We start from the raw sequence: 25,427 nt of genomic DNA on the forward strand, positions 1-25,427 counted from the left end.
GCGCTCATTCGACTGCTGCGGTGAACAGCGTGACGAGGCGGTGCAGGTCGGGCAGCTCGATGTCGGCGGTCGTACCCTTCAGACCGGCCGTGACCGCGCCGGCCGCGCGTCCGGCGGCCAGTCCGACCTCGGTGTCCTCGACCACCAGGCACTGTTCAGCAGGTACGCCGACCAGCTCGGCGGCCCGCAGATACCCCTCCGGATCCGGCTTGCCGCGGCTGACGTCGTCGACGGTGACCAAGATCGACGGCGAGATCCCGGTAGCGCCGAGTCGGACCTTCGCCAGCCGGGTGGACGCACTCGTGAAGACTGCCCACGGCAGACCGAGCCGTTCCAGTACCTCGATCAACTCATGGGCACCAGGTGCAGGCACGACGTCGGTCAGGTCCTCACACTCCAGATCCAGCAGACGCGCCGCGGCCGCGGACACCTCCGCCGGACCGAGATCGGGCCGCAGCCGAGCGATCGTCGCCTCGGACGGGCTGCCGTGAGCGATCGCCAGTGCGTCAGCCGGCGGTACGCCGTACTCCTCCGCCCAGAGCGTCCAGGTCCGGTCGACCGCGCCGTCGGAGTCGACCAGGGTGCCGTCCATGTCGAACAGCACCGCGCGGATGTCGGGAAGCCCCATCACCCCTCCAATTAAACTCGTCCCACGAGCATAAGGTAGAAGGGTGCTATGACTCCAGTGCGCCGGGGACAGTGGCAGACGGCTTCCGACGTACTGATGCGGGTGAGCCGGCAGCCCGGGATCACGCGCGCCGCGGTAGCGCGGGAGCTGCGGCTGAGCACGAGTTCGGCCACTGAGGTGACCGCTCGGCTACGCGACGTACGGCTGCTCACCGAGGCACCGGCGCCCAGTCAGGGGCGTGGACGGCCGACGACGGTACTGCGGGCGCATCCAAAAGGGCCTGTGGCGCTCGGACTGGACCTGCGGCAGGGCAGTTGGCGGAGTGCTGTGGTCGCGCTCGACGGGTCGTTCGTGGAGCAGCAGTCCAGGCGGCACCGCAGTCGGCGCTCACAGGTCGTGCTCAGCAACCTGCAGAAAGAGGTGGAGCGCGCACACCGGCAGTACGGCGCTCGGTTGCGCGTCGTGAGCCTGGCAGCGCCGGGCACCATCCGGGACAACCGTTTGATGCAGGCGCCGACGCTGGACTGGGCCGAGCTTGACCTCGAGACAGTCACAGCCCGCACCGGCATTCCGCTACTCGCCGGCAACGACGCGACGCTGAGCGGTGTAGCCGAAGCGCGCACGGGCGCGGCCGCGGGAGCCGGTACGGCGTTGCACCTCATCGTGGAGGTGGGTCTCGGCGGCACGCTGATCATCGACGGCGTGCCGGCCCAGGGAGCGTCGGGTGCAGGCGGTGAGTACGGACATGTCCCGTTCGGGGATCGCACCCGTTTCTGCCCGTGTGGTGCACGCGGCTGCTGGGACCTAGACATCGACGGGCGTGCCCTGGCCAGGCATCTCAAGGAGGCTGCACCGGACGATCCGTACGCCTACGCCGAGGCTGTGCTCCGCCGCACAGACCGTGCGGCGGCCCGCGCAGTCGCCAAGGTGGTCACAGCGTTGGGCACCGGAATCGCCGGTCTGGTCAACGCACACGACCCCGACGTGGTCACGCTGGGCGGTCTGGCCATCCCACTCCGCGCTGCCGCCGAGACCTCGTTCGAGCAGGCCTACCTAGCCGGCCTGATGACCTTCCACCGCAGCACTCCCCCACCGGTCCTGTCAGCCACGCACCAACCAGACGGCCCGCTCCGCGGTGCGGCAGCGCTGGCACTCGACCACCTCACCAGCGAGCCCTCCATCGCGACTTGGGCCGCTAGTCAGTAGTGGTCTCCTCCACTGCGGGAGGCGGCTCAGGCTTCGCCTTGGAGACGATCGGCGGCTCCACCTGCGCGAGGATGGTGATGAGGTCGAGCCGGTGGTGCTGGATCTCGTGGGCAGTGTGGCGAATGATCCAGCCCAGCGTGCGCGGCGCACGCACCGGGTAGTTGTAGAGGCCGAGCTTGCCCAGCTGCGGCGGAGTCAGCACCCGTGCAGCCGCACCGAACTCTCGGGCGAACCGCACCAGCGCGGCCGCCACCTCCATCGGGTCCTGGTCCTCGTACTTCTGCTGCTTCACCCGACCGGTCCGGTCCATCGGCGCGTACACCGGCCGGTCCTCCGCCAGGCACTGCGCGATCCGGAATCGCTGCACCTCCAGTACGTCGCGGACGTGGCAGGCGTACTCGATGGCCGACCAGACGTCGGGCTCCGGCCGCAGCCGTACGACGCTCGGATCCGGACCGGCCGCAGCCTTGGTCAGAGCCATGCTGCAGTCCGCCGCTTGCCGGATGAGCAGGGTCACCGTGCCCTGCAGGTCACCCGTGTCGTAGTTGAAGCCGCACTGCTCGCAGTACCCGTCCACCGGGGGCTGCTGCTTCGTCAACTGCCACTCCCTCGAAATCTCCACGCGTGATCGACCGGACCGATTCCACCACCGAGTGCGAACCCGGCTCCGATCGCCCCGGTCACGTACTCCTTCGCAGCACCGACTGCACTCGGTACGTCGTACCCACGCGCCAGGTACGACGCGATGGCGCTGGCCAGGGTGCATCCGGTGCCGTGGGTATGCCGGTTGTCTGCCCGGACCGCGCTGTAGGACCGTCGTACCCCTGGACCGTGCAGCACGTCCACTGCCGCCGTACCGACGTCGTGGCCGCCCTTCACCAGGACCCACGTGGCTCCGGCGTCCATGAGCAGCTTGGCGGCGAGCTCACGGTCCTCGATGGTCTCCAACTCGATTCCGGCGACCGGTCCGAGCTCGGTCAGGTTCGGCGTCAGGACGGTTGCCAGCGGCACGATCTCGGTCCGTACGGCGTCCATCGCGTCAGCGGCCAGCAACGCATCACCGTGCTTGGACACCGATACCGGGTCGACCACCACCGGCACGGCCGGCGGCAGCGTCCGTAGCAGGGACGCGACCACGCCGACCATCCGCGCAGAGGCCAGCATGCCGGTCTTGACCGCATCCACACCGATGTCGTCCACCACACTGTGGAACTGGGCGCGGACCTGCTCCTCCGGCAGCTCCCACGCACCCTGCACGCCGAGACTGTTCTGCGCTGTGATCGCGGTCAGCACGCTCATGCCGTGCACACCGTTGGCCAGCATGGACTTGAGGTCGGCCTGGATCCCCGCTCCGCCGCCGGAGTCCGAACCGGCAATCGTGAGCACCCTGGGCAATCGACTCATCTCAGCTCCTGAAGTGGGCGTGACCGGACTCCTCGGCGTACGCCGCGCCGTCCACGGTGACCGTTCCGGCCGGCCGTTCCTCGTTGCCCTCAGCAACCGAACCGATGACGGTCCAGCCCTCGGGCACGTCCGCGGGCTCGAAGGTGCCGACCAGTGCGTGGTCCTCACCACCGGTCAGTACGAACTTCAGCGCGTCCACACCTGTCGCGGCCGCCACCGCCTGCAGCGGCTCCGGCACGGCCAGCGCGTGCGAGTGTACGTCGATGACCACCTGACTCCGGGTCGCGATGTGGCCGAGGTCTGAGAGCAGTCCGTCGCTCACATCACACAGGGACGACGCACCGGCCAGTGCGGCCCGCGGACCCTCGGCGTACGGCGGCTGCGGGCGGCGGTGCGCTTCCACCACGGACCGGGGCGAACGGAAGCCGCGGGTCAGGACCGTATAGCCGGCCTCGGCCCAGCCCAACCGGCCGATGTAGGCGACCTCGTCACCTGGGCGCGCACCGGAGCGCAGCACGGGTGCGCGGCCGTCGAGCGACCCGAAGGCTGTCACCGAAACCACGATCTTGTCCGACTGGACGGTGTCGCCGCCGACGATGTGCACATCGACCAGTTCGCACTCGTCCACCAGGCCCTGGTTGAGCTCCAGTGCCCAGGCGGTCGCCAGGTCGGGCGGTGCGCCGAAGCCGACCACCATGGAGGTCGGCCGCGCGCCCATCGCCACCACATCGGCCAGGTTCTGCGCAGCGGCCTTGCGGCCCACGTCGTACGCCGACGACCAGTCCCGGCGGAAGTGCCGGCCCTCCACCAGCAGGTCGGTCGTGATCACCATCCGCCCGTCCGGCACCGCCACCACAGCCGCGTCGTCACCAGGCCCGACCAGGACGTCCTCACTTGTGGACAGCCCCTTGGTGACGGCCTCGATCAGGCCGAACTCACCCGTGCTCCCCAACGTCTCTGTCACGTCAGCAGACCTCCCATATCGCCAGTGGGAGTCTAGGCGGTACCGTGACCGGGCAACGAAGAGTACGCCCGGCCGTCGCGCAGTACCCCTGCAGCCAGCGCGGCCGGAGCCAGCTGAGGACGACTGAGTGGAGAACGACGTGGTGGTCCAGGCCTACATCCTGATCCAGACCGAGGTCGGCCGGGCGGCCGACGTCGCCGCACAGATCGCCGAGGTCCAGGGTGTCACCCTGGCCGAGGACGTCACCGGTCCGTACGACGTGATCGTCCGCGCGGAAGCCCGCAACGTCGACGAACTGGGCAAGCTGGTGGTTGCCCGGGTCCAGAACGTGCCTGGCATCACCCGCACCCTGACCTGTCCCGTCGTTCACATCTGAGCTGGTTGCCCGAGGTCCCGCCGTCCTTCAGCATGCCCAAGGTCCTGTTCGCTGCACTCGGTCTGACCGGTCTGGTCGTCCTGGCCGCGTGCAGTCCAGGCGCCGTGCCCGTCGCCGTACCGTCTCCAGCGCCCGAGGTCGCTGCGGTCTGTGAGCCGCTGGTGGCGGCGCTGCCCGGCAAGGTGCTGGACGCCGACCGCCGCAAGACCAAGCCGCCCAGCCCGCTGACCACCGCGTACGGCGATCCGCCGATCGAGGTCACTTGTGGAGTCGCCCCGCCGGCGGGGATGGCCGAGGCGCAGTCGCAGTGCTTCGAGGTGAACGGCGTCGGCTGGTTCGCCAAGCAGGCCGGCAACGGGGTCATCTTCACGACCATCGGCCGCAAGGTCTATGTCGAGGTCGCGGTCCCGGCCAAGTACAGCCCGGAGGCGAACGCACTGACCGACGTTTCGGACGCTATCCACAGGTTCGACAAAGTCATCACTCCCTGTACCTGACGACGGCATACTCCCTGTCGAGAAGGAAATTCGTCCGCACTCGGTGTCCGGTTCGGTCCGGCGGGGGCGACGTATCGGCTGAGAGGCGCCCACGATGGGTGCCCGGACGACGGGAGATTCCGATGAAGTACATGATCCTGACCTACGCGTCGCAGCAGGACTACGACGGGATGTCCGGCAAGGACACGGGCAAGCCGGCCTGGACTGCCGAGGACTTCGCCGCGATGGGCGCGTTCATGGACAAGTTCAACGCGGACCTGGCCGAGTCCGGTGAGCTGGTCGAGACCCGCGCGCTGGCCGCGCCGGTGCTCACCAGGCGGCTCGGCTCGAAGGACGGAGCCTCGGTGGTGACGGACGGTCCGTACGCCGAGACCCAGGAGGTGCTCGCCGGGTACTGGATCGTCGAGTGCGAGTCCTTCGACCGGGCGACCGAGATCGCCTCCAGGCTCGCCGACACTCCGGCGCCCGAGTTCGTCCGCGCGACCGCGTACGCCGACATCCGGCCCCTGGTCGAGGGCCAAGACGAACTGCTGGACTGATCGTCATGCCGGCAGCTCTGGAGGACCTGCTGCGTGAACTGGCGCCGCAGGTGCTCGGGGCGCTGGTCCGGCGGTACGGGCATTTCGGCACCGCGGAGGACGCGGTGCAGGAGGCACTGCTCGCCGCGGCGCAGCAGTGGCCGGAGGACGGCGTACCGGACAGTCCGCGCGGGTGGCTCATTTCGGTGGCCTCGCGCCGGCTGACGGATCTGCTCCGCCGGGAGCAGGCTCGGCGGCGGCGCGAGGACCGGGTGGCGCAGTGGGCCTCCGGTCCGAGCGAGCCAATCGCGGACACGGACGACACGCTGATCCTGCTGTTCATGTGCTGCCACCCGTCGCTGTCGCCGGCGTCGCAGATCGCGTTGACGTTGCGGGCGGTCGGCGGTCTGACCACCGCGGAGATCGCTCGCGCGTTCCTGGTGCCGGAGGCAACGATGACGCGGCGGATCACCCGGGCGAAGGCGAGTGTGAGCGACAGCGGTGCGCGGTTCGCCCTGCCGGCGGATCGGGACGAGCGGCTCGGCGCGGTACTGAAGGTCGTGTACCTGATCTTCAACGAGGGCTACGCGAGTACGACGGGGCCGAGTCTGCAACGGGTCGAGTTGTCGGCGGAGGGGATCCGGCTGGGGCGGATGCTGCACCGGTTGCTGCCGGACGACAGCGAGGTGACTGGGTTGCTCGCGCTGATGCTGCTGACGGACGCGCGTCGGCCGGCGCGGACGGGACCGTTGGGTGAGTTGGTTCCGATGAACGAGCAGGACCGGACGCTGTGGATCTCTGAGTTGATCGAGGAAGGAGTGGGGCTGATCACCACAGCGCTGCCGCGAGGTCCGGCGGGTCCATATCAGCTGCAGGCTGCGATCGCCGCCGTACACGATGAGGCTGCGTCGGCCGAGGAGACCGACTGGCCGCAGATCCTTGCGCTGTACGAGGTCCTGCTCCAACTGACCGACAACCCGATGGTCGCGCTCAACCACGTCGTCGCGGTCGCGATGACGCGCGGCCCGGACGAAGGTCTGAAGCAACTAAGCACCATCGAAGACGACGACCTCCTCGCCAACGATCACCGCCTGTCAGCCGTCCGCGCCCACCTGTTGGAAATGTCCGGCGACACCGCAGCAGCCCGAGCCGCCTACGAAGAAGCAGCAACCAAAACCACCAGCCTCCCCCAACAGCGCTACCTCCACACCCGAGCCAAGCGCCTCTGACCGCGGTGGGGAATCGACCGGCGGTGGCTATGGCTGTGGGGTGGGGGTGAGTATCTGGTAGCGGATGTGGGTGGCTTGGGGGTGTCTGTTGCGCGGATGATCTTTGGTTCGGTTTCGGTGGGGAGGAGGTCGAAGAGGCGGTGGCCTCGGCCCAGGAGGACTGGGATCTGGTGGATCTGGATCTCGTCGAGGACGCCGGCCTCGAGGGCGCGTTGGCCGGTGTAGCCGCCGCGGACCTGGACGTCGCGGTCGCCGGCGGCTGCTTTGGCCTGTTTCATCGCGCTCACGATCCCGTCGGAGACGTACGTCACCAGCGGGTCAACCCCACGCCCGCGACCGTAGGCCGGCCGGCTTTCAGGCCCCTTTCACGCCCAGAAGAACGAGGGCGGCCCTGAAAGACGAGTCACGCCCTGGTGGGCGAGAGGCGCTCTGGACGGCTGGGAAGGGAGTTAGCGGAGGCCGGTGGGGCGGGTTCGGGCCAGGGTGAGGAGGCGGTTGACGAGGGTTGGGTAGTCGATGCCGGATTCGGCCCACAGGCGGGGGAACATGCTCGTGGGGGTGAAGCCGGGCATCGTGTTGATCTCGTTGATCACGACCCGCCCGTCGGCGTCGAGGAAGAAGTCGACCCGGGCCAGACCCTCGGCCTCGATCGCGTCGAAGGCTGTCAGAGCCTTCGCGCGGATGTCCGCGGCAACCTCCGCCGGGAGGTCGGCCGGCACCGAGAGCGCGAGGTATTCCTCACCCTCCGGCAGGTACTTCGTCTCGAAGTCGTAGAAGTCGTGCCCACCACCGGAGACCGCGACCTCGCCGCAGACACTGACCTCCGGCAGAGCACCGTCCAAGCCGCCCAGGACGCCGACCTCGATCTCGCGCGGGTCGTTCGCCGACGCCTCGACGATCACCTTCGGATCGTGGGCGCGGGCCTCGACGATCGCGTCGTCGAGTTCGTCGCGGCTGTTGACCTTGCTGATGCCCAGGCTCGACCCGCCGCGGGCCGGCTTCACGAACACCGGGTATCCGAGCTCGTCCACCGCGTTGCGGCAGGCCTCCGCGTCGCGCATCCAGTCGCGGTCGCGGATCACGACGTACGGGCCGACCTCGAGGCCGGCGGCCTGGAAGACGACCTTCATGTAGTGCTTGTCCATGCCGACCGCGCTGGACAGTACGCCGGAGCCGACGTAGCGGATGTCTGACATCTCGAGGAGGCCCTGGATGGTGCCGTCCTCGCCCCACGGACCGTGCAGGAGTGGGAACACCACGTCGACCTCGCCGAGCGTGCTCGGCACTGTGCCGGGTTCGCTCACCACGAGCTCGCGGTTCGCGCCGAACAGCACCGGCATCGCGGTGACGTCGACCTCCGGGAGCTTGCCGTCGGTGATCGACAGCCGCTCCGGATCACCGCTTTCCAGCACCCAGTGACCGCTGGTACTGATGCCGACCGGGACCACGTCGTAGACGTCGCGGTCGATCGCCTGCAGCACGTTGGCCGCGGTCACACAGGAGATGGCGTGCTCGCTCGACCGTCCGCCGAAGACCACAGCGACGCGGGGCTTGCGTTGTTCCCTCGAGTACTCACTCACCGGCTCGACTGTAGCGGCCCGGCGATCAGGTTCCGATCTGGGTTCGGTTAAGAGCTGTTCAGATTTCGGACGGTAGCGGCGCGTCCCAGGTGACCGGGAGCGCGGTCACGCCGTACACCAAGGTGTTGTCCTTGAACTCGAGTTCCTCGAACGGTACGGCGAGTCGCAGCGTCGGGATCCGCCGGTACAACCGGGTGAACACCTCCAGCAGTTCGACCCGGGCCAGCTGTTGTCCGAGGCACTGGTGTGGACCGAAACCGAACGCCACATGGCCAGCCGCCTTGCGAGTCAGCTCGAGCCGATCAGGGTCGGGGAACGCCCGCTCGTCGCGGTTGGCCGACGACAGCGCCGCGACCAGGAACCCACCCGCCTCGATCGTCTGACAGCCGGCCGGGAGGTCTTCCGTCACGTGCCGGAACACGCCGAACTGAACGACCGACAGGTACCGTAGCAGCTCCTCGACAGCGGACGACGCCAGCGACGGATCCGCGCGCAGAGCCTTGAGCTGCTGCGGATTGCGCAACAGCGCAAGGGTGCTGAGGGCAATCATGTTCGCCGTCGTCTCGTGACCGGCGATCAGCAGAGTGATGCCGATCGACACCAGCTCGGGCACTGTCAGCGGCTCGCCCTGTTCCTCGGCGCGGGTGATCAGGCGGGACAGCAGGTCGTCCTCACGCTCGGCCCGCTTGGCGAGCACGAGACCGACGATGTACTGGTTCAGTTCGCCGCTGACACGCATCATCTCGTCCGGATCCCGGTCGATCGCGACCAGCACCGCGCTCCGCTGCTGGAACTCGTCCCGATCCGCGTACGGCACGCCGAGCAGTTCGCAGATGACCAGCGACGGGATCGGCAGCGCGAACGCCTGCACCAGGTCGATCGGCCCGCCCGCCGCGAGCATCGCATCCAAGTGGTCCTCGATCATCTGCACGATCCGCGGCCGCAGCGCCTCCATCCGCTTCACCGCGAACTCGGTCGCCAGCAACCGGCGCAAGCGTCGGTGCGCCATGCCGTCGTTGTGCAGGACCGAGCCCGAGTCGACCTGCCGATCGAGGTCGGCGTCCACCCGGACGTGGTCCGACGGCGCCGACCGCGAACTCAGCCGGTCGTCACGCAGCACCGTGCGTACGTCGTCGTACCGGCTGAAGACCCAGGCGTCGACGCCGGCCGGGGTGGAGACCTTCGACGGTCCCTCGGTACGGCGGAGTGCGGCGTACTCGCTCGCGGGGTCGAACGGGCACCCGGACGGGCGGTTGACGGGGAACGTGTCGGTCATCGGCACCCTTTCGGCAGATTCTGGTAGCGACTACCATATGACTGAGACTGCCGACTGGGAATCGTACTGGCGAGTCGGCCAACCGATACTCTGCCCGCGGAGGTGGAGATGGGACTGCGCGAACTCAAGCGGGAGCGGACCCGCCGGCTGATCGCGGACAAGGCGTTCGAGCTGTTCACCGACCACGGCTTCGGCCGGACCACGGTGGAACAGATCGCCGCCGCCGCGGAGGTTGGTCCGAGCACCCTGTACCGGTACTTCCCGACCAAGGAGACGCTCGTCCTCGAGTTCGTCGAGGACTGCCTGATGGACGCTGTCGGCTGGTTCCGCGGGCAGCCGGTGGTCATCGCCCTGCCCGACGGCCTGCAGTCGGTGATCGAGCGGGTGCTGGAGCGGCTCGAGAGCAACCCGCAGCGGGTGCGCGCGGTGTTCGACCTGGCCGGACAGACCGCGTCGGTGAGTGCCCACCTGAACGAGCTGATCTGGCGGTTCCGCAACGACCTCACCGACGAACTGGTCCGCCGCCTCTCCGGCCCGCCCCGCCAACGCGCCGAGGCCGGTCTGGACCGCCAACGGGTCGGCATCGGTCCGGATCCGCAGCAGGTCGAGTTCACCGCGGCGCTGTCGGCCGGGATCGCGATGAACATCATCGAGACGGTGGTCCGGATCTGGGTCGAGAACCCGGACGACACCGAGGTCAAGGTGCTGGCCCGTCGCGCGATGAGCCTGCTCCGCAGCGGCGGCATCCCCCTCCCCGCCGCGGGTCCGCAGCTGCCCGGCCCGCTCCCGTCCTCCCCCGCCCGGAGCGACGCGGACGGCGGGCGGAACAATTCGCCGTATGGCCTCTGATCTCGATCCCTTCACTGTCGTCGTCCACGCCGGCCGCCCCGAGCGCGTGCCGAACGCGCCGGTCGGCGACTCGCCGGTGTTCAGCTCGACGTACGTCGCGGGCGGCGACCGCGGCTACGGACGGTTCGGCAACGACGCCTGGACCGCACTCGAGGAGACCCTCGGCGCCCTTGAAGGCGGGCGCGGACTGACCTTCGCCTCCGGAATGGCTGCGGTCGCGGCAGTCTGCGATCTCGTCCCCGTCGGCGGCCGGATCGTCGCACCACAGCACGCGTACTCCGGTGTCCTCGCGCTCCTCGACCAGCACGCAGCATCCGGCCGCCTGCACGTCGACAAGGTCAACATCGCGGACACCGACGCCGTCATCCAAGCGGTCGCGGGCGCCGACATGCTCTGGATCGAGTCGCCGACCAACCCGGCGATGGAGGTCGCGGACATCCCCGCGCTCTCGGCCGCCGGTCACGCGGCCGGCGCAACCGTCGTCGTCGACAACACGTTCGCGACCCCGCTCCTGCAGCAGCCGCTCAAGCTCGGCGCGGACGTCGTGATGCACTCGGCAACCAAGTTCATCGCCGGCCACTCCGACGTCATCCTCGGCGCGGTCGTCACCGCCGACGAGGACCTCTGGGCCGCGATCGAGCTCCGCCGCCGCGGCAGCGGCGCGATCCCCGGTCCGATGGAAGCCTGGCTAGGCCTCCGCGGCCTGCGAACACTCGCGCTGCGGCTCGAGCGCGCACAGTCCAACGCCGCGTTCCTGGCCGAGCGTCTCCTTCAGCACCCACGCGTGAGCCGCGTGCGGTACCCGGGCCTGCCGGATGACCCCGGCCACGCCCGCGCCGCCGCGCAGATGTCCGGCTTCGGCGCGATCCTGTCCATCGAGCTCGGCGGCGATGCTGAGTACGCCCAGCGGGTCTGTGAGAGCACCGAGCTGTGGGTTCACGCGACCAGCCTCGGTGGCGTGGAGTCGATGCTCGAACGCCGTCGCCGCTGGGCGATGGAGGTCGAGACGATCCCGGTGGACCTGATCCGGCTGGCCGTCGGGATCGAGCACCCCGACGACCTCTGGGCCGATCTGGCGCACGCGCTCAAGACCGCGACTTGAGCACCGGCCCACCGAGGAACGTCAGCACGCAGAGCACCAGCGGCAGGATGAACGCGATGTTCAGCGGCATCCAGTGCGCGAGCCCACCGATCAGCGCCGGGCCGGCGAGCAGGCCGACGTACCCGAGTCCGACGACGCGGGCCATCAGGGCGCCGGCGGCGCGCGGGTCGAGGTTGCCGGCGGCGGTGAAGAGTTGCGGTACGCCGCCGGCCAGGCCGAGACCGAACAACGCCCAGCCGAAGAGGGCGACGGGCACCCACGGAACGACGATCACGATGGTCAGACCGACCGCGGCCATCGCGGCACCCCACCGGACGATCGCCGCCGGCCCGACGACCGCGGCGACCCGGTCGGTGAGGAACCGGCCGACGGTCATCGCCACCGCGAAGGCGCCGTACGCGTAGGCCGCCGTGCTGACCGACGTACCGAGGATGTCGCGGAAATGCAGCGCGGCCCAGTCGTTGGCCACGCCCTCCGCGAGCATCAGGCCGAACGCGAGCCCGCCGAGCGCCCAGACCAGCTTGCCGGGCGGCTTCGCCCGCTCCTCCGCCGGCTCGTCGTTCTCGTCGGTGGTTGCCTCGATCAAAAACCGGCTGGCGGCAAGGGCGATCACGATGCACAGCGCCCCCGCCACGCCGAGGGTGACCTCGATCGGTACGCCGGCTCGCAGCGTGGCGGCACCGATCAGCGCTGCGATGGCGCCGCCGATCGACCACATCGCGTGGAAGGCGGCCATGATCGGGCGCGGGTAGCCGCGCTCCACCACCACCGCCTGAGCGTTCATCCCGACGTCGATCGAGCCGTTGCCGAAGCCGATGAGAATCAGCGTCAGGCCGAGCGTCCACCAGTTCGTCGCCAGGCCGGGACCAGCGAGGGCGATGCCGAGCAGTACACCGGCCGCAGGCACAAGCCGTCGCTGGCCGAGGCGGTCCACCAGCGGACCGGCCACCTGCATGCCGGTGAACGCGGCGCCACCGAGGACCAGCAGCAGAAGCCCGAGCGTGGGGTGCGAGATGCCGGCGGCGTGCTCGATGCTGGGGATGTGGACGACCCACATGCCGACGGCGAACCCATTCAGGCCGAAGTACAGCCAGGTGGCGACGCGAGCGGCTCTTGGCGGTGCGGTCTGCGAACGCAGATCGGTGGCGGTCAAGAAACGTCCTCCAAAGCGGCCACCTCGATCAGTACGCCGCGTTGGGCCAGCAGCGTGCGCTGTTCCTCCGGCGCGGTCGGGTCGGTGATGATCAGGTCCGGGTAGTCGGCCGGACAGACGTAGGCCAGCGCGGCGCGATCCCACTTCGCGCCGTCGGCCAGCACCATCGAGCGAGCGGCGACGGCCATTGCCTCCTGCTTGACCTCGGCGTCGCCCAGGTCGAACGCAGTCAGTCCCGCGTCGAGGCTGAACGCACAAGGGCTCAGCACGGCGAGGTCGAAACGCAACGCGCGCAGCGAGGCGACCGTGAGCGGACCGACCAGCGCAAGCTCGCCGCGGCGCGCCTCTCCCCCGGGCATCAGCAGCCGGATCCGCGGCGCGTCCGCCAACTCGTGCGCGACGTGCAGCGACAGCGGCATGACCGTCACCGCGCGATCGTGCAGAAGCTTGGCCACCTCGAGCGCCGTCGTACCGCTGTCGAGGACGATCGTCTCGCCGTCGTGGATGTGCTCGACCGCGGCGCGCGCGATCGCACGCTTGGCGGCGACGGCGGCCTGCGCCCGCAGCGAGTACGGCGGCTCGACGCCCGAGGCCATCGCCGGGACGGCACCGCCGTGGACCCGCTTGAGGACACCCTGGGCGGCCAGGAAGTCGAGGTCGCGGCGAATCGTCATGTCCGACGACTCGGTAGCCTCGACCAGTTCCTGGACCGAGACTCGGTCAACGCCCCGAAGTCGTTCTACGATCACTTGATGCCGTTCTGCACTCCTCACGCGCAGAAATCTACCATCCGCCTGATCGTTCAAACAGATTGTCTGTTCGCTTGTGACTGATGACACCACGCTGGTCAGGCGGTCGCGGTACGCCGTGGCCGCGGTCTTCTGCGTGCACGGCTCGGTGACGGGATCGTTCGCGACCCGGGTGCCGTGGATCCAGGAGCACGCCGGACTATCAGCCGGGCAGCTCGGGATCGCGCTCGCCTTCCCCGCGCTGGGTGCGGCGTTGATGATGCCGATGGCCGCCCGGGTCACCCACCGCTTCGGGACGCGGAACGCATTGCGGGGTCTGCTGGCGTTGTGGACGCTCGCGCTGATCCTGCCGTCGTTCGCTCCGAACCTGCTGCTGCTGTGCGCCGCCCTCTTCGTGTACGGGGGGACGTCGGGGATGGCCGATGTAGCGATGAACGCCCTCGGGGTCGAGGTGGAGCATCGGCTGAACAAATCGATCATGTCCGGCCTGCACGGGATGTGGAGTCTCGGTGCGCTGTTCGGGGCCGCGGTCGGCACCGTGGCGGCGCACTCTGAGCTCAGTGCGCAGGTCCATCATGTGGCGGCGGCCATCGTCCTGACGGTGATCGGCGCTGTGGTGTGCCAGTTCGTGCTGAACATTCACCCGGACGACGACGAGGAGCCGCCGGCGCGGTTCGCGCTGCCGCCGAGGTCGGCGTTGCTGATCGGTGCGGTCGGGTTCTGCGCGGTGTTCGCGGAGGGCGCGAGCCTGGACTGGTCGGCGGTCTACCTGCGCGACGTCCTCGACAGCACGGCCGGGGTCGCCGCGGGTGCGACGACGGGCTTCGCGTTGACGATGGCGATCGCACGGATCACCGGTGACGCGGTGGTCGACCGCTTCGGCGCCGTACGGACGGTGCGCTGGAGTGGCGTGATCGCGACGGCGGGCGGCGTACTGGTCGTCATCGCGCCTGTCCCGGCCGTCGCGATGCTGGGGTTCGGACTGGTCGGGATCGGGATCGCGGTCGTCGTACCGCTCGCGTTCGCCGCGGCCGGACGGACCGGCACCAACGCGAGTCAGGCCATCGCGGGCGTCGCCACGATCACGTACGCCTCCGGCCTGGTCGCGCCGTCGATCATCGGCGGCATCGCCCAGGCCAGCAACCTGACCGTCTCGTTCATGGTCGTCACCCTCCTCACCGTCGCCCTGGCTGTCTTCGCCCCAGTCCTCCGCACCAAGCCCCGCGTCCGCGCCTAGTCGAGCAGGCGGTTGAGCACCTCCCCCGCCTCCTCGTAGCCGGCGTCGCTGATCCGCTGCAGCTCCAGCAGATGCTTCGCGGCAGCCGCACGCCGCGTGAGGTGCTCCCCCGCCCGCTCATTCCCCTCGTCCAGCAACTCGTTCAGAACGTCCAGCTCAGACCGCCCATCCGCCAGATCGGCGAGCCGGTCCATCGCCTTCTCGTTCCCCTCGTCGGCGAGCGCGCGCAGGGTGTCCCAGTCACTCATGGATCGATGATGCGACCTTGCCCCTAGGGCAAGGTCAACAATGGCCGTGTGCTCACGATCGGACAGCTGGCCAAGTACGTCGGGGTGTCGACCAAGACCATCCGCGTCTACCACGCCAAGGGCCTACTGCCCGAGCCCGACCGCGACTCGTCCGGCTACCGGCGGTACGGCGCGGAGGCGGTGGTCGACCTGCTCCGGATCCGGACGCTCGCCGAGGCCGGTGTTCCGCTGGCGACAATCCGCAACCTGGGTGCAGGTCAGGAACTGGCCGCGGCCCTGCAGCAGATCGACGACGATCTGACCGACCGGATCCGTGGCCTGGAAGCGACCCAAGCCCGACTACGCGAGCTTGCCTCAGGCGACGTACAGCTGCTCCCGGCCGAGGTCGACGTACACCTGCGGGGTCTGGCTGAGCTGGGCTTCAGTGCGCAGTGGGTGGCGATGGAGCGCGATCTGTGGATCATCGTGTTCGCCACCTACCCGGAGACCGGGGACGAGCTCTTCAGGGATCAGGCCGGCGCTCTGGCCGAGCCGGCACTGCGCGAGCTCTACCTCGAGTACGACCGCGCCCGCGACCTGGAACCGGACGACCCAACACTGGTCGATCTCGCCGACCGGATCGTCGCAGCGAGCATCGAGCGCTACGGCTCGGATCTCCCGGGCCAGGCGATCGACCCCAACCTCCCCCAACTCCTGCAGAACACGGTCAACGCCTCCTCGCCCGCCTGGCAACGCCTCGACCAACTGATCCGCCGCCGCCTCGGCTAGGGCGCGCCTCCTCATTGCCTGCAGCGCAGCGAGGAGACACGCCCAGCGCAACTACTTGTCGGTGGCGAAGGCTGCGTCGAAGGCGGCTTCGGGCTTGTCGAAGGCGAGTTTGCGGATGACGTTGACCGCTTCGGCGGCGCCGACCTTGCGCTCCATGCCGGCGTCCTCCCACTCGACCGAGATCGGGCCGTCGTAGCCGATCGCGTTCAGGACACGGAAGCAGTCCTCCCACTGCACGTCGCCGTGGCCGGTGGAGTAGAAGTCCCAGCCGCGGCGCGGGTCGCCCCACGGCAGGTGCGAGCCGAGCCGGCCGTTGCGGCCGCCGCCGACGCGCATCCGGGTGTCCTTGCAGTCGACGTGGTAGATGCGGTCCTTGAAGTCCCACAGGAACGCGACCGGGTCGATGTCCTGCCACACCATGTGCGACGGATCCCAGTTCAGGCCGAACGCCTCACGGTGCCCGATCGCCTCGAGAGTCAGCGTGGTGGTCCAGTAGTCGTACGCGATCTCCGACGGGTGCACCTCGTGCGCGAACCGCACACCCTCCTGGTCGAACACGTCCAGGATCGGGTTCCACCGGTCCGCGAAGTCCTGGTACCCGGCATCGATCCGCTCGGCCGGCACCGGTGGGAACATCGCGACGTACTGCCAGATCGACGACCCGGTGAAGCCGATGACGGTGTTCACGCCGAGCTTGGCGGCCGCGCGGGCGGTGTTCTTCAGGTCCTCGGCGGCGCGCTGCCGGACGCCTTCGGGATCGCCGTCGCCCCAGATCCGCGACGGCACGATCGCCTGGTGCCGGAAGTCGATCGGGTTGTCGCAGACGGCCTGGCCGACCAGGTGGTTCGAGATCGCGAACACCTGCAGGTTGTACTTGGCCAGGATGTCCTTGCGGCCCTGGACGTACGAGTCGTCGTCGACCGCCTGCTGGACGTCGAAGTGGTCACCCGAGCAGGCGATCTCGACGCCGTCGTACCCGGCCTCGGAGGCGAACTGACAGACCTCCTCGAACGGCAGGTCGGCCCACTGACCGGTGAACAACGTGATCGGACGTGGCATCTGACTGACTCCTCAGCGATTAAGAGTTCTCGACGGTGGTCCAGGCGCTGTCGTCCGCGGCCGACCGCAGTACGGCGTCGACCAGCCGGGCGGACCGGGCACCGGCGGCGAAATCGGGCAGACCGTCCGGGCGATCACCCAGTACGGCGGCATAGCTGTCGGCAACGAACGAGTCGAACGCGTCCTGGTACCCCTGCGCATGCCCGGCCGGCAGCCGGTTCACACGGGCCGCAGGCGGGCTGAGCGTCTCCGGGTCCCGGGTCAGCAACTGCGAGGCGGCACGACGGCCGACCCAGAGGCGATCCGGGTCCTCCTGGTCGAAGCCGAAGCTCGACTCGGTCCCCGAGACCTCCAGATACAGGCGGTTCTTCCGGCCCGCGGCGACCTGGCTGACGACGATCGTGCCGACCACTCCGGCCTCGGTGCGGAACTGCGCGGTCGCCAGATCCTCGGTGCGCACCTGCACGCCACCACGCTCGCCCCGGACGGTTCGCAGCTGCGCGCTGATCGCCGCGATCCGGTCACCGGTGACGAACTCGGTCAGGTCACACCAGTGCGACCCGATGTCGGCGAACGTCCGGGACGGACCGCCGGTCTGGTCGTCCACCCGCCAGTTCTGGTCGTCCACACCGGCCAGCCAGTCCTGCAGGTACGACCCGTGCAGGCTGGTGATCACTCCGGCCTCGCCGGCAGCGATCCGGGTCCGCAGCTCGCGGACCATCGGGTGGTAGCGGTAGACGAAGGGCACGGCTCCAACGCGCTCGGCGTCGACAGCGGCTGCCTGCAGACCGGCCGCGTCCTGCGCCGAAGTCGCCAGCGGCTTCTCGCAGATCACGTGCTTGCCGGCCTCGAGTGCCTGCAGCGTCACCGGGAGGTGCGTGTTGTTCGGCGTACAGACGTGGACGACGTCGATGTCGGCGGCAAGCAGCTCGTCCAGAGTCGCGAAGCCGCGCTCGGCGCCGGTCGCCTCGGCCGCCGCCTCCGCGCGAGCCGGGCTGGATCCGATCGCACCGACCACCTGGGCTCCGGCCACCAGGGCCGACCTGCCGTGAACGCGGCCCATGAAGCCGCCGCCGACGATCCCGACCCGGAGCTTGCGCGCACTGGTGGACACGTCGAAGGACGCTATGTGACACTTTTGAACCCTGTCAAGCAAAAGTCCATCGGTCCAACGACGGAAGTGCTGCGATGAGCGATCTGGGTACGGCGGGCACCGGTGCCGTGCTGCGGTTGCTCCTGGACGGGCAGCCCCGGACCCGCGCCGAACTCATCGACCTCAGCGGCCTGGCCCGGTCCACGGTGACCGGCCGGATCGAGGAATTGCTGACGGCGGGGCTCGTCGTACCGTCCGGTGAGGCAGCGTCGACCGGTGGTCGCCCGCCGGCGCGGTTCCGGTTCAACCCGACCGCGCGGCTGATCCTGGCCGCGGACGTCGGCGCGACGCATCTGTCCGTCGCGCTCACCGACCTGACCGGCGAGATCCTCGATCGGTCGACCACGCCGCTCAACATCGCCGAAGGACCCGAGGTGGTCCTGACTGCCATCGCGCAGACCGGACGGTCGTTGCTGAAGGCCGCGCGGCGTTCGGTCAAGGACCTTGCCGGCACCGGAGTCGGACTGCCTGGACCGGTCGAGCACAGCACCGGCCGCCCGAACCATCCGCCGATCATGCCGGGCTGGGACTCCTACGACGTGGTCGGCCGGCTCGAACACGAACTGAAGGCGCCGGTCCTGGTCGACAACGACGTGAACATCATGGCCCTCGGCGAACACGCCACCGAGTACGCCGACGTCGAGCATCTCCTGTTCGTCAAGGTCGCCACCGGCATCGGCGCCGGTGTCATCAGCGGCGGCCGGCTGCATCGTGGCGCCAACGGCGCGGCCGGCGACATCGGGCACGTCCAGGCACCAGGTCGCACCGAGCTCTGCCGCTGCGGCAACACCGGCTGTCTCGAGGCGGTCGCGTCGGCCGCAGCCATCGCCGCCCAACTGCACGTCGGTGGCAGTCACGACATCGTCGACCTCGTCCGCGCCGGCAACACCGCCGCAACCGCAGCGGTCCGGCAAGCAGGCCGCGAGATCGGCACTGTCCTGGCCGCGGCCGTCAGCCTGCTGAACCCGTCGGTCATCGTCATCGGTGGCTCACTGTCCCAGTCCGGCGACAGCCTGCTGGCCGGGATCCGGGAAGCGATCTACGCCAGATCGTTGCCCCTGGCCACCACCGACCTGCACGTGACCACCAGCCGGTCAGGTCAGGACGCCGCCTTGTGTGGCGCCGCAACCCTCGTACTCCAGCACGCCCTCGCCGTTTAGCCGGGATCACCAAGACCAGCGGAGCGAGCCCGGATGATCGCCTCGGCCCGGCCGGCCACCTGCAGTTTCGCGAAGATACTGGTGATGTGGTTGCCGACGGTCGCGTTCGCGACGCCGAGCCTGGCAGCGATCGCAGCGTTGCCGAGTCCACCCGCGATCAGGTTCAGCACGTCGCGTTCGCGCGGCGTCAACTCCGCAAACGCGGGCTCGTCCGGCCGGGGCCCGGACAGGTAGGCGAGCGCCCGGCGAGCGACCCCCGGTCCGAAGATCGCCTCGCCGGCGGCGACCGCGGCGATGGCCCGAATCACGTTGTCCGGTGCCGCACCCTTCAGCACATATCCGCGGGCACCGGCGCGCATCGCGGCGAACACCGACTCGTCGTCGTCGAACATCGTCAGCATCACCACGGCCACGTCCGGCGCGACCCGACCGATCTCGCGGGTTGCGTCGATCCCGGACATTCCCGGCATCTGGATGTCCATCACCAACACGTCGGGCCGGAGCGTCACAGCCGAACGAACCGCCTCTGCCCCGTCGGCCGCCGTACCGACCAACTCGTATCCGTCGTGCGCGGACAGCAGGGCGCCAAGGCCTTCCCGGACGATGCCGTGGTCGTCGGCCACCACGATCCGCACCGTCATGCCCGCACCTCCAGGACGGACGGCCCCAACGGGAGTACGACGCTGACCGTGCACCCGGTCCGGTCGTACCGGATGTCGCACTCGCCACCGAGCTCGGCCGCCCGCTCGGTGATCGACGTGAGCCCGACCCCGGGTTGCCACTCCGGCCCGTCGTTCACACCGTTGTCCCGCACCTCCATCGACAGCCGCCTGTTCTGCACCGACAGCCGGACCCCGGCCGACGTCGCGTTCGAGTGCCTGATCACATTCGTCAACGCCTCGGTGACGATCCGGTACGTCGCGACCTCCACCGCCGCGGGCAGTTCGCCCACCTCAGGCGGCGCGTCCACCGTGATGCCGAGTGGGCCGCCGTCACTGCGCCGGCCCGCGGTCACGGCGTACTCCCGAAGCGCACCGAGCAGACCCAGTCCGTCCAGCGCGGGCGGCCGCAACTGGTCCACCAACCGGCGGATCTCCTCGACCGCCCCGATCGTCAGGTCGCGCAGACTCACCAGCAGGACCGAACTCCGCTCGCGATCCCGGTCGAGCAGGCGCAACGCCGCGTCGGCGTTCAGCACCACCGCGGTCAGCACCGGACCGAGCCCGTCGTGCAGATCGCGGCGGATCCGCCGGCGCTCCTCCTCACGGCCGGAGATGACCCGTTCCCGGGAGTCCCGCAACTGATCGGCCAGCCGCCTCGCCTGCACCGCGACCGCAAGCGGAGCCGCCAGCAGCGTGAGGACTCGCTCGTCTGCCGGAGCGAGCCGCTGTTCACCCGAACGCAGGCCGACGACGAGTTCACCAAGCCGCTCGCTTCCGGACCTGAGCTCGATCGCGTGCCGGACGGCGGGCAACTCGCTGTGCGCCGACACCTGGTTGCCGTCGACGACCACAGCGGCCGCCGGGAAGCGCATGACCCGGCACAGCGCCTCCAGTACGCCGTCCAGCCCGGAGCCGGCCGCCGTACCGAGCCGGGCGCCGACCTCGGCCATCGCCCGCACCGGATCCTTCCGTGCGCCGTAGAACGCCCGATGAATCAACCGCTGCAACCAGACCCGCACGGGGTTGAAGGCGAGCGCGATCACCAGGGTGGCGAGAACCGACGAGTTGAGCGAGACCTGGTGGCGCACTGTCCGGTCCAGCAGGAGGACGAGTGCCAGATAGCCGGCCACGACTCCGCCGGTGAGCAGCAGGTACAGCAGCGATCGCGAGACCACGAGCCGGATGTCGAGCAACTGGTACCGCAGGATGGCGATCGCGATGGCCACCGGGACGAGCAGGATCGGCAGCACCCCGATGAGCAGCGACTCCGATCCGGCCGCGCTCGCGACCACGAAACAGCCGACCATCAGGATCGTTGCCAGCAGCAACCAGAGGATCTGCCGGCGGGTCTGCTCGGAGCCGCGCCGGTAGCGGACGACGACCGCGGCCGGCGCCGACAGGTAGCCGACCGCGAGCCCGATCGAGCTGGCGTTCTGCAGCCAGACGATCTGCCCGAACCCGGACCAGGCCGGATAGCCCGGGATGCCCAGCTCGCTCGTCAGTCCGCCCTTCGGATCCAGCACCGCCGACGCTGTCCACGTGACTCCGGTGACCACGAGCACCACGACGACCCAACGCCAGCGACGACTTGGCAACCGCCCGTCCGGAAAAAGCACGAGTGACAACGGCAGGAACGTCGCCAAGGTCCAGGTCCAGCCGCCGTTCGTCAGCGTGGCGAACCAACGCCAGAACGTGCTGGACTCTCCCAGCCACGCGAGCACGCTGGTCCCGCACGCGGTCGAACCGTAGAACAAGCCACCGGCAAGCAGCGACCAGCCCACCAGGTTGCGCGGATGGCGGTTCGCGATCGGCCAGCCCGTCGACGCCAGACAGATCCCGATCAGGGCATTGGTCACTACGAAGAGATCGATCAGCCGGGTCCAGCTCAGTCCCGAAGCCGCTGCCCCGACCACGGTGATGACGGTTTGCGCCCACGCCACAGCGAGCACCGCGAGGGCTACCGACCGCAACCGGCGGTCGGCCAGGCCCGTCCTCGCCGAGGTGGTGCTCACTGGCTCATCATCAGTCCGCGAACCCACAGGCGGATAGGGGCACGCCCCCATGGCACCCAGGAGGATCTCCGGATCAGGACGTGAGCCGTGCACCTGCCGGCTGGGGCCGGTCCGGCCCGACGCTGAGGTGTCCAGCGCTGACGGCAGCGCATTCTCGAAGGAGTTGCTCATGTCCACCACAGCTTCGAAGGCCGCGAAGACCGAACGGAAACCCCGTGATGTGCGCGGCTTCTGGCGGGTCCTGCTCGCCGTCCTCGCCCCGGTGCCGATGCTGCTGCAGGGCATCGTCTACCTGACCAACCCGGTCGGCGGCAACGCGCCGTTCGACCAGGCGCTCGCCGCGATCGCCGCCGACCAGGGCCGGTTCGAACTCATACAGTGGCTGCAGGTGCCGTTCTTCTTGCTGATCCCGGCGACCTTCGCCGTCGCCTGGGTGACGCGCCGGCAGGTGCCGCGGCTGTCGACCGCCGGAGCCATCGTCTGTCTCGGCGGTCTGGGCGCCGGAATGTTCCTGCTTGGTGGTCCGGTGACACCGGACTACATGACAGTCCATGCAGGGCTGGACCCGGCGGTGATGGAGAAGTTCTCCGCCGCGATGGAAGACCAGCCCATCCTCGCCCTCGGCAGCCTGCTGTTCATTCTCGCCATCACCGTCGGCCTGTTGCTGCAAGGTCTCGCCCTCTGGCGCAGCCGGGTGGCGCCCGCCTGGATGGGCATCGCCCTGGCAGTGGGCGGCTTCACCCACCCGTTCATGCCGACCCATGTGGTCGCCGGCATCGGACTCCTGGTCGCAGCAGTCGGCTTCGCCGGAGCTAGCGTGGCTCTGCTCCGCACCTCGAACGACGCCTTCGACCTGCCACCTCTCGGTTGACCCGTACGTACGTCAGCACCAGCTGATGGCCCAGTGATCCACCAAGGCGAGCATCCGGTCGAGGAGCGGGCCGCCTCGTGCCCGCCCGAAGCCGCGGCGCCTGCCATGAAAGGCGGCCTGCACGACCTGGAGATGTGCCCACCTCCGGACCCGCTCCGGCTCCAGCTCCGCGGCGTCGGAGAAGACGTCGAGCTCGTGCAGCAGCGCCTTCATCACATCCTCGGACTCCATCAGCGCCAAGGCGCGCGGCTTGAGCAAGGTGGCACCGTCGTACGCCGGATCCCCGACGTACCCCTTGGGATCGACGGCCAGCCACGGTTCGCGGTCGGCGCGAAGGATGTTGCGGGGATGGAAGTCGCCGTGGACGACGAGGTCCGGCTGATCCCGGCCCAGTTCGTCGATCACCGCGCGTGCGGAGTCGACCACCGCAACGGGCAGGGCGCCCGCGAACTCCGCGGCGTCCTTGCGAAGCTCCTCGTCCCAACTGTCGGCCTGATCCGCCAGTCGCGGTAGCCCCGCCGATGCTGGGATCGACAACCGGCGACTGAGCCGGCCGGCCAGGGTGGCGATCTCGTCGCCGTCACCGAGCTCGGTCAGCGTCGAAGGTTGTGCTCGCTCGAGCAGCATGGCGAAGCGATCGTCGTCGCGCTCGTACAAGTGCACCGCACCGCGGCCATCCCAGGCAGCGAAGGCATCGGGCTCGTGCACGTTGCCGGGATGCGGGAAAGACACCTTGAGCACAGCCGGTCCGCCGGACCGCCGGACCGGCGCAATCACTCCGACCTGACCGTGCCCGAGCGGACCGTCCAAAGTGCAGTCCCAGCTCGCCAGCACGTCCTCGATGATCGTCGGCAGTTCGGACAGCCAGGCCTGCCCTGCCTCGCCTTCGCGGTCGACCGTCGATTGCGCGAAGGCGGAAGGGATCATCCCCAGCGCTCCGACTTCGCCGACCGGGACACCAGGCTGAACAGCATGTCCTTGGGGGTCATCTCGCCGGCCACGACCTTGGTGACGTGCTCGGCGATCGGCATCTCGACATCGTGGTGGTGAGCCAGGTCGGTGATCGACGAGCAGGACTTCACACCCTCGGCGACCTGGCGAGTGCCGCCGGCGATCTCGGCCACGGTCATGCCCTGGCCGAGCTTCTCACCGAACGTCCGGTTCCGCGACAGCGGTGACGAGCAGGTCGCGACCAGGTCACCCAAGCCGGCCAGCCCCGAGAACGTGTGCTCCTGCGCGCCCAGCGCCCTACCCAGGCGGGCTGTCTCGACCAGACCGCGGGTGATGACAGAGGCCCTGGCGTTGTCGCCGAAGCCGAGGCCGACCGCCATCCCCACGGCCAGCGCGATCACGTTCTTGGTCGCGCCACCGAGCTCGCAGCCGATCACGTCGTTGTTCGTGTACGGGCGGAACGTCGGCGAATGGCACAGCTTCTGCAGCCGCGTCGCAGTCCCTTCGTCGGCACACGCGACGACGGACGCAGCCGGTTGTCCTTCGGCGATCTCCCGCGCCAGGTTGGGTCCCGACACCACAGCGATCCGCTCCGGTCCGGCGCCGGTGACCTCCGCGATCACCTCGCTCATCCGCTTCGTCGTACCGACCTCGACGCCCTTCATCAGGCTGACCAGGGGTACGGCGTTCGGCAGTACGTCGGCCCAGTCCTTCAGGTTCTCCCGCAACGACTGACTCGGGACCGCCAGTACGACGGCCTCCGCGCCGTCGGCGGCCGCGGCCGGATCGTGGGTCGCGGTGATCGTGTCCGGGAGTCGCAGTCCAGGCAGGTAGTCGGGGTTCTCGTGCTGGGTGTTGATCACTTCGCACAGGGACTCACGCCGTCCCCAGACGGACACCTGGTTCCCCGCGTTCGCCAGCACCGTGGCGAACGCCGTACCCCAGGATCCGGCTCCGAACACCGCTACCTTCGTCATGCCGTCTCCTCACCATCGTCGGCTGCACGGGCCTTGCGCAGGTCGTAGAGCTCCTTCGGCGGGGTCTCACCGCGCAGCTCGCCCAGAGTGGCAGCGACCTCGGCCATGATCACCTCGGTTGCCTGGTGCAACAGCGAGTTGGTGATCGGCTTGCCCTGGAACGCGCTCAGGTCGACCGGCTTGCCGGCCCGCACCAGCAGCGTCTTGCGCGGCAGCAGCCGGATCCGCACGCCGCGGCCGGTGTAGGACTTGATGACCTCCTGGGCGCCCCAGTTGGCGATCGGGACCACCGGACAGCCGGTCATCAAGGCGATCCGGGCGGCGCCGGTCTTGCCGGTCATCGGCCACATCGCCGGGTCACGGGTGATCGTGCCCTCGGGGTAGACGCCGACGCACTCGCCCCGCTCGACCGCCGCGACCGCGTCCCGGAACGCGTCCGCGGCCTGGGTGGAGTCCCGATAGACCGGGATCTGGCCGGCGCTGGTGATGATCCGGCCGAGCACCGGCAGCTTGAACAGCGACGCCTTGCCCAGGAACCGCGGGATCCGCCGGCACTCCCAGATGAAGTACCCGAGCACGACCGGGTCGAAATGCGAGATGTGGTTCGGCACGTAGACCACGCCGCCGGAGCGGGGCATGTTCTCCCGGCCGGTGAACGTGCACTTGGTGAACACCAGCATGAACGGTTTCACGATCGCCACGATCAGGCCGAACCAGAAGCCCCGGGGTGGCCGGGGATCTTTCCGCTGCCCGTCCACTGCTGCCTCCTGGTGCTCGTGCCTGCCATCCGTCATGGGA

At 69.3% G+C, this 25,427-nt stretch carries 28 protein-coding genes; 11 read left to right on the forward strand and 17 right to left on the reverse strand.

Annotation, left to right across the window (positions count from 1 at the left end; translation table 11 throughout):
* Positions 1-4 precede the first annotated feature (4 nt).
* Entirely contained in the window at positions 5-628 is a 624-nt protein-coding gene (locus E0H75_RS33815) for an HAD-IA family hydrolase (protein WP_131517778.1), read from the reverse strand.
* Positions 629-676: 48 nt separating this feature from the next.
* Between E0H75_RS33815 and E0H75_RS33820 the strand changes: the two genes are divergently transcribed.
* Positions 677-1,834 carry an ROK family transcriptional regulator gene (locus E0H75_RS33820; protein ID WP_131517779.1) on the forward strand — a complete coding sequence of 386 codons (1,158 nt, stop codon included), beginning with the start codon at positions 677-679 and terminating at the stop codon, positions 1,832-1,834.
* Here the strand turns inward: E0H75_RS33820 and E0H75_RS33825 are convergent.
* The 3 genes from E0H75_RS33825 to E0H75_RS33835 are packed head-to-tail and all read right to left on the reverse strand — an operon-like array spanning position 1,824 to position 4,202.
* Positions 1,824-2,432: a DinB family protein gene (locus E0H75_RS33825; RefSeq protein WP_131517780.1), complete on the reverse strand. Its 609-nt coding sequence runs from the start codon at positions 2,430-2,432 to the stop codon at positions 1,824-1,826. The two genes, E0H75_RS33820 and E0H75_RS33825, sit on opposite strands and share 11 nt — an antisense overlap.
* A complete protein-coding gene (thiD, locus tag E0H75_RS33830; protein WP_131517781.1) occupies positions 2,429-3,238 on the reverse strand; it encodes a bifunctional hydroxymethylpyrimidine kinase/phosphomethylpyrimidine kinase in 810 nt (269 codons plus the stop codon). The genes E0H75_RS33825 and thiD overlap by 4 nt, the downstream gene beginning before the upstream one ends.
* A gap of 1 nt (position 3,239) precedes the next feature.
* On the reverse strand, positions 3,240-4,202 hold the full coding sequence (locus tag E0H75_RS33835; protein ID WP_131517782.1) for a thiamine-phosphate kinase: 963 nt from the start codon (positions 4,200-4,202) through the stop codon (positions 3,240-3,242).
* Between the two features lie 139 nt (positions 4,203-4,341).
* Here E0H75_RS33835 and E0H75_RS33840 point away from each other — a divergent pair, with 139 nt between their 5' ends.
* From E0H75_RS33840 to E0H75_RS33855, 4 genes are all read left to right on the forward strand, one after another.
* A complete protein-coding gene (locus tag E0H75_RS33840; RefSeq protein ID WP_170990044.1) occupies positions 4,342-4,578 on the forward strand; it encodes an Lrp/AsnC family transcriptional regulator in 237 nt (78 codons plus the stop codon).
* Positions 4,579-4,610: 32 nt separating this feature from the next.
* Complete coding sequence (locus tag E0H75_RS33845) at positions 4,611-5,075, forward strand: DUF3515 domain-containing protein (RefSeq protein WP_131517783.1); 465 nt, start codon at positions 4,611-4,613, stop codon at positions 5,073-5,075.
* A gap of 122 nt (positions 5,076-5,197) precedes the next feature.
* Positions 5,198-5,614 carry a YciI family protein gene (locus E0H75_RS33850; protein ID WP_131517784.1) on the forward strand — a complete coding sequence of 139 codons (417 nt, stop codon included), beginning with the start codon at positions 5,198-5,200 and terminating at the stop codon, positions 5,612-5,614.
* Between the two features lie 5 nt (positions 5,615-5,619).
* Positions 5,620-6,822 (forward strand): RNA polymerase sigma factor, encoded by a 1,203-nt coding sequence (locus E0H75_RS33855; RefSeq protein ID WP_131517785.1) that lies wholly within the window; start codon positions 5,620-5,622, stop codon positions 6,820-6,822.
* Here E0H75_RS33855 and E0H75_RS33860 read toward each other — a convergent pair.
* The 3 genes from E0H75_RS33860 to E0H75_RS33870 form a co-directional block, all read right to left on the reverse strand.
* Positions 6,792-7,100 carry a dihydrofolate reductase family protein gene (locus E0H75_RS33860; protein ID WP_238163456.1) on the reverse strand — a complete coding sequence of 103 codons (309 nt, stop codon included), beginning with the start codon at positions 7,098-7,100 and terminating at the stop codon, positions 6,792-6,794. The two genes, E0H75_RS33855 and E0H75_RS33860, sit on opposite strands and share 31 nt — an antisense overlap.
* Before the next feature lie 171 nt (positions 7,101-7,271).
* Positions 7,272-8,402 carry a D-alanine--D-alanine ligase family protein gene (locus E0H75_RS33865; protein ID WP_131517786.1) on the reverse strand — a complete coding sequence of 377 codons (1,131 nt, stop codon included), beginning with the start codon at positions 8,400-8,402 and terminating at the stop codon, positions 7,272-7,274.
* Positions 8,403-8,460: 58 nt separating this feature from the next.
* On the reverse strand, positions 8,461-9,678 hold the full coding sequence (locus tag E0H75_RS33870; protein ID WP_131517787.1) for a cytochrome P450: 1,218 nt from the start codon (positions 9,676-9,678) through the stop codon (positions 8,461-8,463).
* Between the two features lie 108 nt (positions 9,679-9,786).
* On the opposite strand from E0H75_RS33870, the gene E0H75_RS33875 reads away from it, so the two are divergent.
* Complete coding sequence (locus E0H75_RS33875; RefSeq protein WP_131517788.1) at positions 9,787-10,527, forward strand: TetR/AcrR family transcriptional regulator; 741 nt, start codon at positions 9,787-9,789, stop codon at positions 10,525-10,527.
* The gene (locus E0H75_RS33880; RefSeq protein ID WP_131517789.1) at positions 10,517-11,629 is read left to right on the forward strand and encodes a trans-sulfuration enzyme family protein; all 1,113 of its coding nucleotides are present in this window, start codon (positions 10,517-10,519) and stop codon (positions 11,627-11,629) included. Before E0H75_RS33875 ends, E0H75_RS33880 begins: the two co-directional genes overlap by 11 nt.
* Here E0H75_RS33880 and E0H75_RS33885 read toward each other — a convergent pair.
* A complete protein-coding gene (locus tag E0H75_RS33885; RefSeq protein ID WP_238163429.1) occupies positions 11,613-12,782 on the reverse strand; it encodes an MFS transporter in 1,170 nt (389 codons plus the stop codon). The two genes, E0H75_RS33880 and E0H75_RS33885, sit on opposite strands and share 17 nt — an antisense overlap.
* Positions 12,779-13,555, reverse strand: a complete 777-nt coding sequence (locus E0H75_RS33890; protein WP_202873307.1) for a DeoR/GlpR family DNA-binding transcription regulator — start codon at positions 13,553-13,555, stop codon at positions 12,779-12,781. Before E0H75_RS33890 ends, E0H75_RS33885 begins: the two co-directional genes overlap by 4 nt.
* Positions 13,556-13,607: 52 nt before the next feature.
* Here E0H75_RS33890 and E0H75_RS33895 point away from each other — a divergent pair, with 52 nt between their 5' ends.
* Positions 13,608-14,768, forward strand: a complete 1,161-nt coding sequence (locus tag E0H75_RS33895; protein WP_131517791.1) for an MFS transporter — start codon at positions 13,608-13,610, stop codon at positions 14,766-14,768.
* On the opposite strand, the gene E0H75_RS33900 is transcribed toward E0H75_RS33895, so the two are convergent.
* Positions 14,765-15,016 carry a hypothetical protein gene (locus tag E0H75_RS33900; protein ID WP_131517792.1) on the reverse strand — a complete coding sequence of 84 codons (252 nt, stop codon included), beginning with the start codon at positions 15,014-15,016 and terminating at the stop codon, positions 14,765-14,767. The two genes, E0H75_RS33895 and E0H75_RS33900, sit on opposite strands and share 4 nt — an antisense overlap.
* A gap of 48 nt (positions 15,017-15,064) precedes the next feature.
* Between E0H75_RS33900 and E0H75_RS33905 the strand changes: the two genes are divergently transcribed.
* The gene (locus E0H75_RS33905) at positions 15,065-15,784 is read left to right on the forward strand and encodes a MerR family transcriptional regulator (protein WP_131517793.1); all 720 of its coding nucleotides are present in this window, start codon (positions 15,065-15,067) and stop codon (positions 15,782-15,784) included.
* A gap of 51 nt (positions 15,785-15,835) precedes the next feature.
* On the opposite strand, the gene E0H75_RS33910 is transcribed toward E0H75_RS33905, so the two are convergent.
* Both E0H75_RS33910 and E0H75_RS33915 read right to left on the reverse strand, forming a co-directional pair.
* Positions 15,836-16,843 (reverse strand): sugar phosphate isomerase/epimerase family protein, encoded by a 1,008-nt coding sequence (locus E0H75_RS33910; protein ID WP_131517794.1) that lies wholly within the window; start codon positions 16,841-16,843, stop codon positions 15,836-15,838.
* A 19-nt stretch (positions 16,844-16,862) separates the two neighbouring features.
* Positions 16,863-17,957, reverse strand: coding sequence for a Gfo/Idh/MocA family protein (locus tag E0H75_RS33915; protein WP_131517795.1), 1,095 nt, complete (start codon positions 17,955-17,957; stop codon positions 16,863-16,865).
* Positions 17,958-18,031: 74 nt separating this feature from the next.
* On the opposite strand from E0H75_RS33915, the gene E0H75_RS33920 reads away from it, so the two are divergent.
* Positions 18,032-19,156: an ROK family transcriptional regulator gene (locus E0H75_RS33920; protein WP_131517796.1), complete on the forward strand. Its 1,125-nt coding sequence runs from the start codon at positions 18,032-18,034 to the stop codon at positions 19,154-19,156.
* Here the strand turns inward: E0H75_RS33920 and E0H75_RS33925 are convergent.
* Positions 19,153-19,797, reverse strand: coding sequence for a response regulator transcription factor (locus tag E0H75_RS33925; RefSeq protein WP_165554206.1), 645 nt, complete (start codon positions 19,795-19,797; stop codon positions 19,153-19,155). The genes E0H75_RS33920 and E0H75_RS33925 overlap by 4 nt on opposite strands.
* The gene (locus tag E0H75_RS33930; protein ID WP_165554208.1) at positions 19,794-21,830 is read right to left on the reverse strand and encodes a sensor histidine kinase; all 2,037 of its coding nucleotides are present in this window, start codon (positions 21,828-21,830) and stop codon (positions 19,794-19,796) included. The genes E0H75_RS33925 and E0H75_RS33930 overlap by 4 nt, the downstream gene beginning before the upstream one ends.
* Positions 21,831-21,999: 169 nt before the next feature.
* Here E0H75_RS33930 and E0H75_RS33935 point away from each other — a divergent pair, with 169 nt between their 5' ends.
* A complete protein-coding gene (locus tag E0H75_RS33935) occupies positions 22,000-22,701 on the forward strand; it encodes a hypothetical protein (RefSeq protein WP_165554210.1) in 702 nt (233 codons plus the stop codon).
* A gap of 12 nt (positions 22,702-22,713) precedes the next feature.
* Here the strand turns inward: E0H75_RS33935 and E0H75_RS33940 are convergent, their stop codons facing one another.
* From E0H75_RS33940 to E0H75_RS33950, 3 genes are read right to left on the reverse strand one after another with little or no spacing between them, the layout of a single operon-like run.
* Entirely contained in the window at positions 22,714-23,628 is a 915-nt protein-coding gene (locus E0H75_RS33940; RefSeq protein WP_202873308.1) for an aminoglycoside phosphotransferase family protein, read from the reverse strand.
* Positions 23,625-24,629 (reverse strand): NAD(P)H-dependent glycerol-3-phosphate dehydrogenase, encoded by a 1,005-nt coding sequence (locus tag E0H75_RS33945; protein ID WP_131517800.1) that lies wholly within the window; start codon positions 24,627-24,629, stop codon positions 23,625-23,627. The genes E0H75_RS33940 and E0H75_RS33945 overlap by 4 nt, the downstream gene beginning before the upstream one ends.
* The gene (locus E0H75_RS33950; protein WP_131517801.1) at positions 24,626-25,423 is read right to left on the reverse strand and encodes a lysophospholipid acyltransferase family protein; all 798 of its coding nucleotides are present in this window, start codon (positions 25,421-25,423) and stop codon (positions 24,626-24,628) included. Before E0H75_RS33950 ends, E0H75_RS33945 begins: the two co-directional genes overlap by 4 nt.
* Between the last annotated feature and the right edge of the window lie 4 nt (positions 25,424-25,427).

It is taken from the genome of Kribbella capetownensis (assembly GCF_004331485.1).
In the GTDB taxonomy this organism is placed as follows: domain Bacteria; phylum Actinomycetota; class Actinomycetes; order Propionibacteriales; family Kribbellaceae; genus Kribbella; species Kribbella capetownensis.

Coding starts and splice junctions, on each gene's coding strand:
- E0H75_RS33860 (WP_238163456.1), bottom strand. CDS start 7,100: ATGAAACAGGCCAAAGCAGCCGCCGGCGACCGCGACGTCCAGGTCCGC.
- E0H75_RS33820 (WP_131517779.1), top strand. CDS start 677: ATGACTCCAGTGCGCCGGGGACAGTGGCAGACGGCTTCCGACGTACTG.
- E0H75_RS33870 (WP_131517787.1), bottom strand. CDS start 9,678: ATGACCGACACGTTCCCCGTCAACCGCCCGTCCGGGTGCCCGTTCGAC.
- E0H75_RS33925 (WP_165554206.1), bottom strand. CDS start 19,797: ATGACGGTGCGGATCGTGGTGGCCGACGACCACGGCATCGTCCGGGAA.
- thiD (WP_131517781.1), bottom strand. CDS start 3,238: ATGAGTCGATTGCCCAGGGTGCTCACGATTGCCGGTTCGGACTCCGGC.
- E0H75_RS33920 (WP_131517796.1), top strand. CDS start 18,032: ATGAGCGATCTGGGTACGGCGGGCACCGGTGCCGTGCTGCGGTTGCTC.
- E0H75_RS33910 (WP_131517794.1), bottom strand. CDS start 16,843: ATGCCACGTCCGATCACGTTGTTCACCGGTCAGTGGGCCGACCTGCCG.
- E0H75_RS33845 (WP_131517783.1), top strand. CDS start 4,611: ATGCCCAAGGTCCTGTTCGCTGCACTCGGTCTGACCGGTCTGGTCGTC.
- E0H75_RS33880 (WP_131517789.1), top strand. CDS start 10,517: ATGGCCTCTGATCTCGATCCCTTCACTGTCGTCGTCCACGCCGGCCGC.
- E0H75_RS33950 (WP_131517801.1), bottom strand. CDS start 25,423: ATGACGGATGGCAGGCACGAGCACCAGGAGGCAGCAGTGGACGGGCAG.
- E0H75_RS33935 (WP_165554210.1), top strand. CDS start 22,000: ATGTCCACCACAGCTTCGAAGGCCGCGAAGACCGAACGGAAACCCCGT.
- E0H75_RS33815 (WP_131517778.1), bottom strand. CDS start 628: ATGGGGCTTCCCGACATCCGCGCGGTGCTGTTCGACATGGACGGCACC.
- E0H75_RS33940 (WP_202873308.1), bottom strand. CDS start 23,628: ATGATCCCTTCCGCCTTCGCGCAATCGACGGTCGACCGCGAAGGCGAG.
- E0H75_RS33945 (WP_131517800.1), bottom strand. CDS start 24,629: ATGACGAAGGTAGCGGTGTTCGGAGCCGGATCCTGGGGTACGGCGTTC.
- E0H75_RS33855 (WP_131517785.1), top strand. CDS start 5,620: ATGCCGGCAGCTCTGGAGGACCTGCTGCGTGAACTGGCGCCGCAGGTG.
- E0H75_RS33850 (WP_131517784.1), top strand. CDS start 5,198: ATGAAGTACATGATCCTGACCTACGCGTCGCAGCAGGACTACGACGGG.
- E0H75_RS33875 (WP_131517788.1), top strand. CDS start 9,787: ATGGGACTGCGCGAACTCAAGCGGGAGCGGACCCGCCGGCTGATCGCG.
- E0H75_RS33900 (WP_131517792.1), bottom strand. CDS start 15,016: ATGAGTGACTGGGACACCCTGCGCGCGCTCGCCGACGAGGGGAACGAG.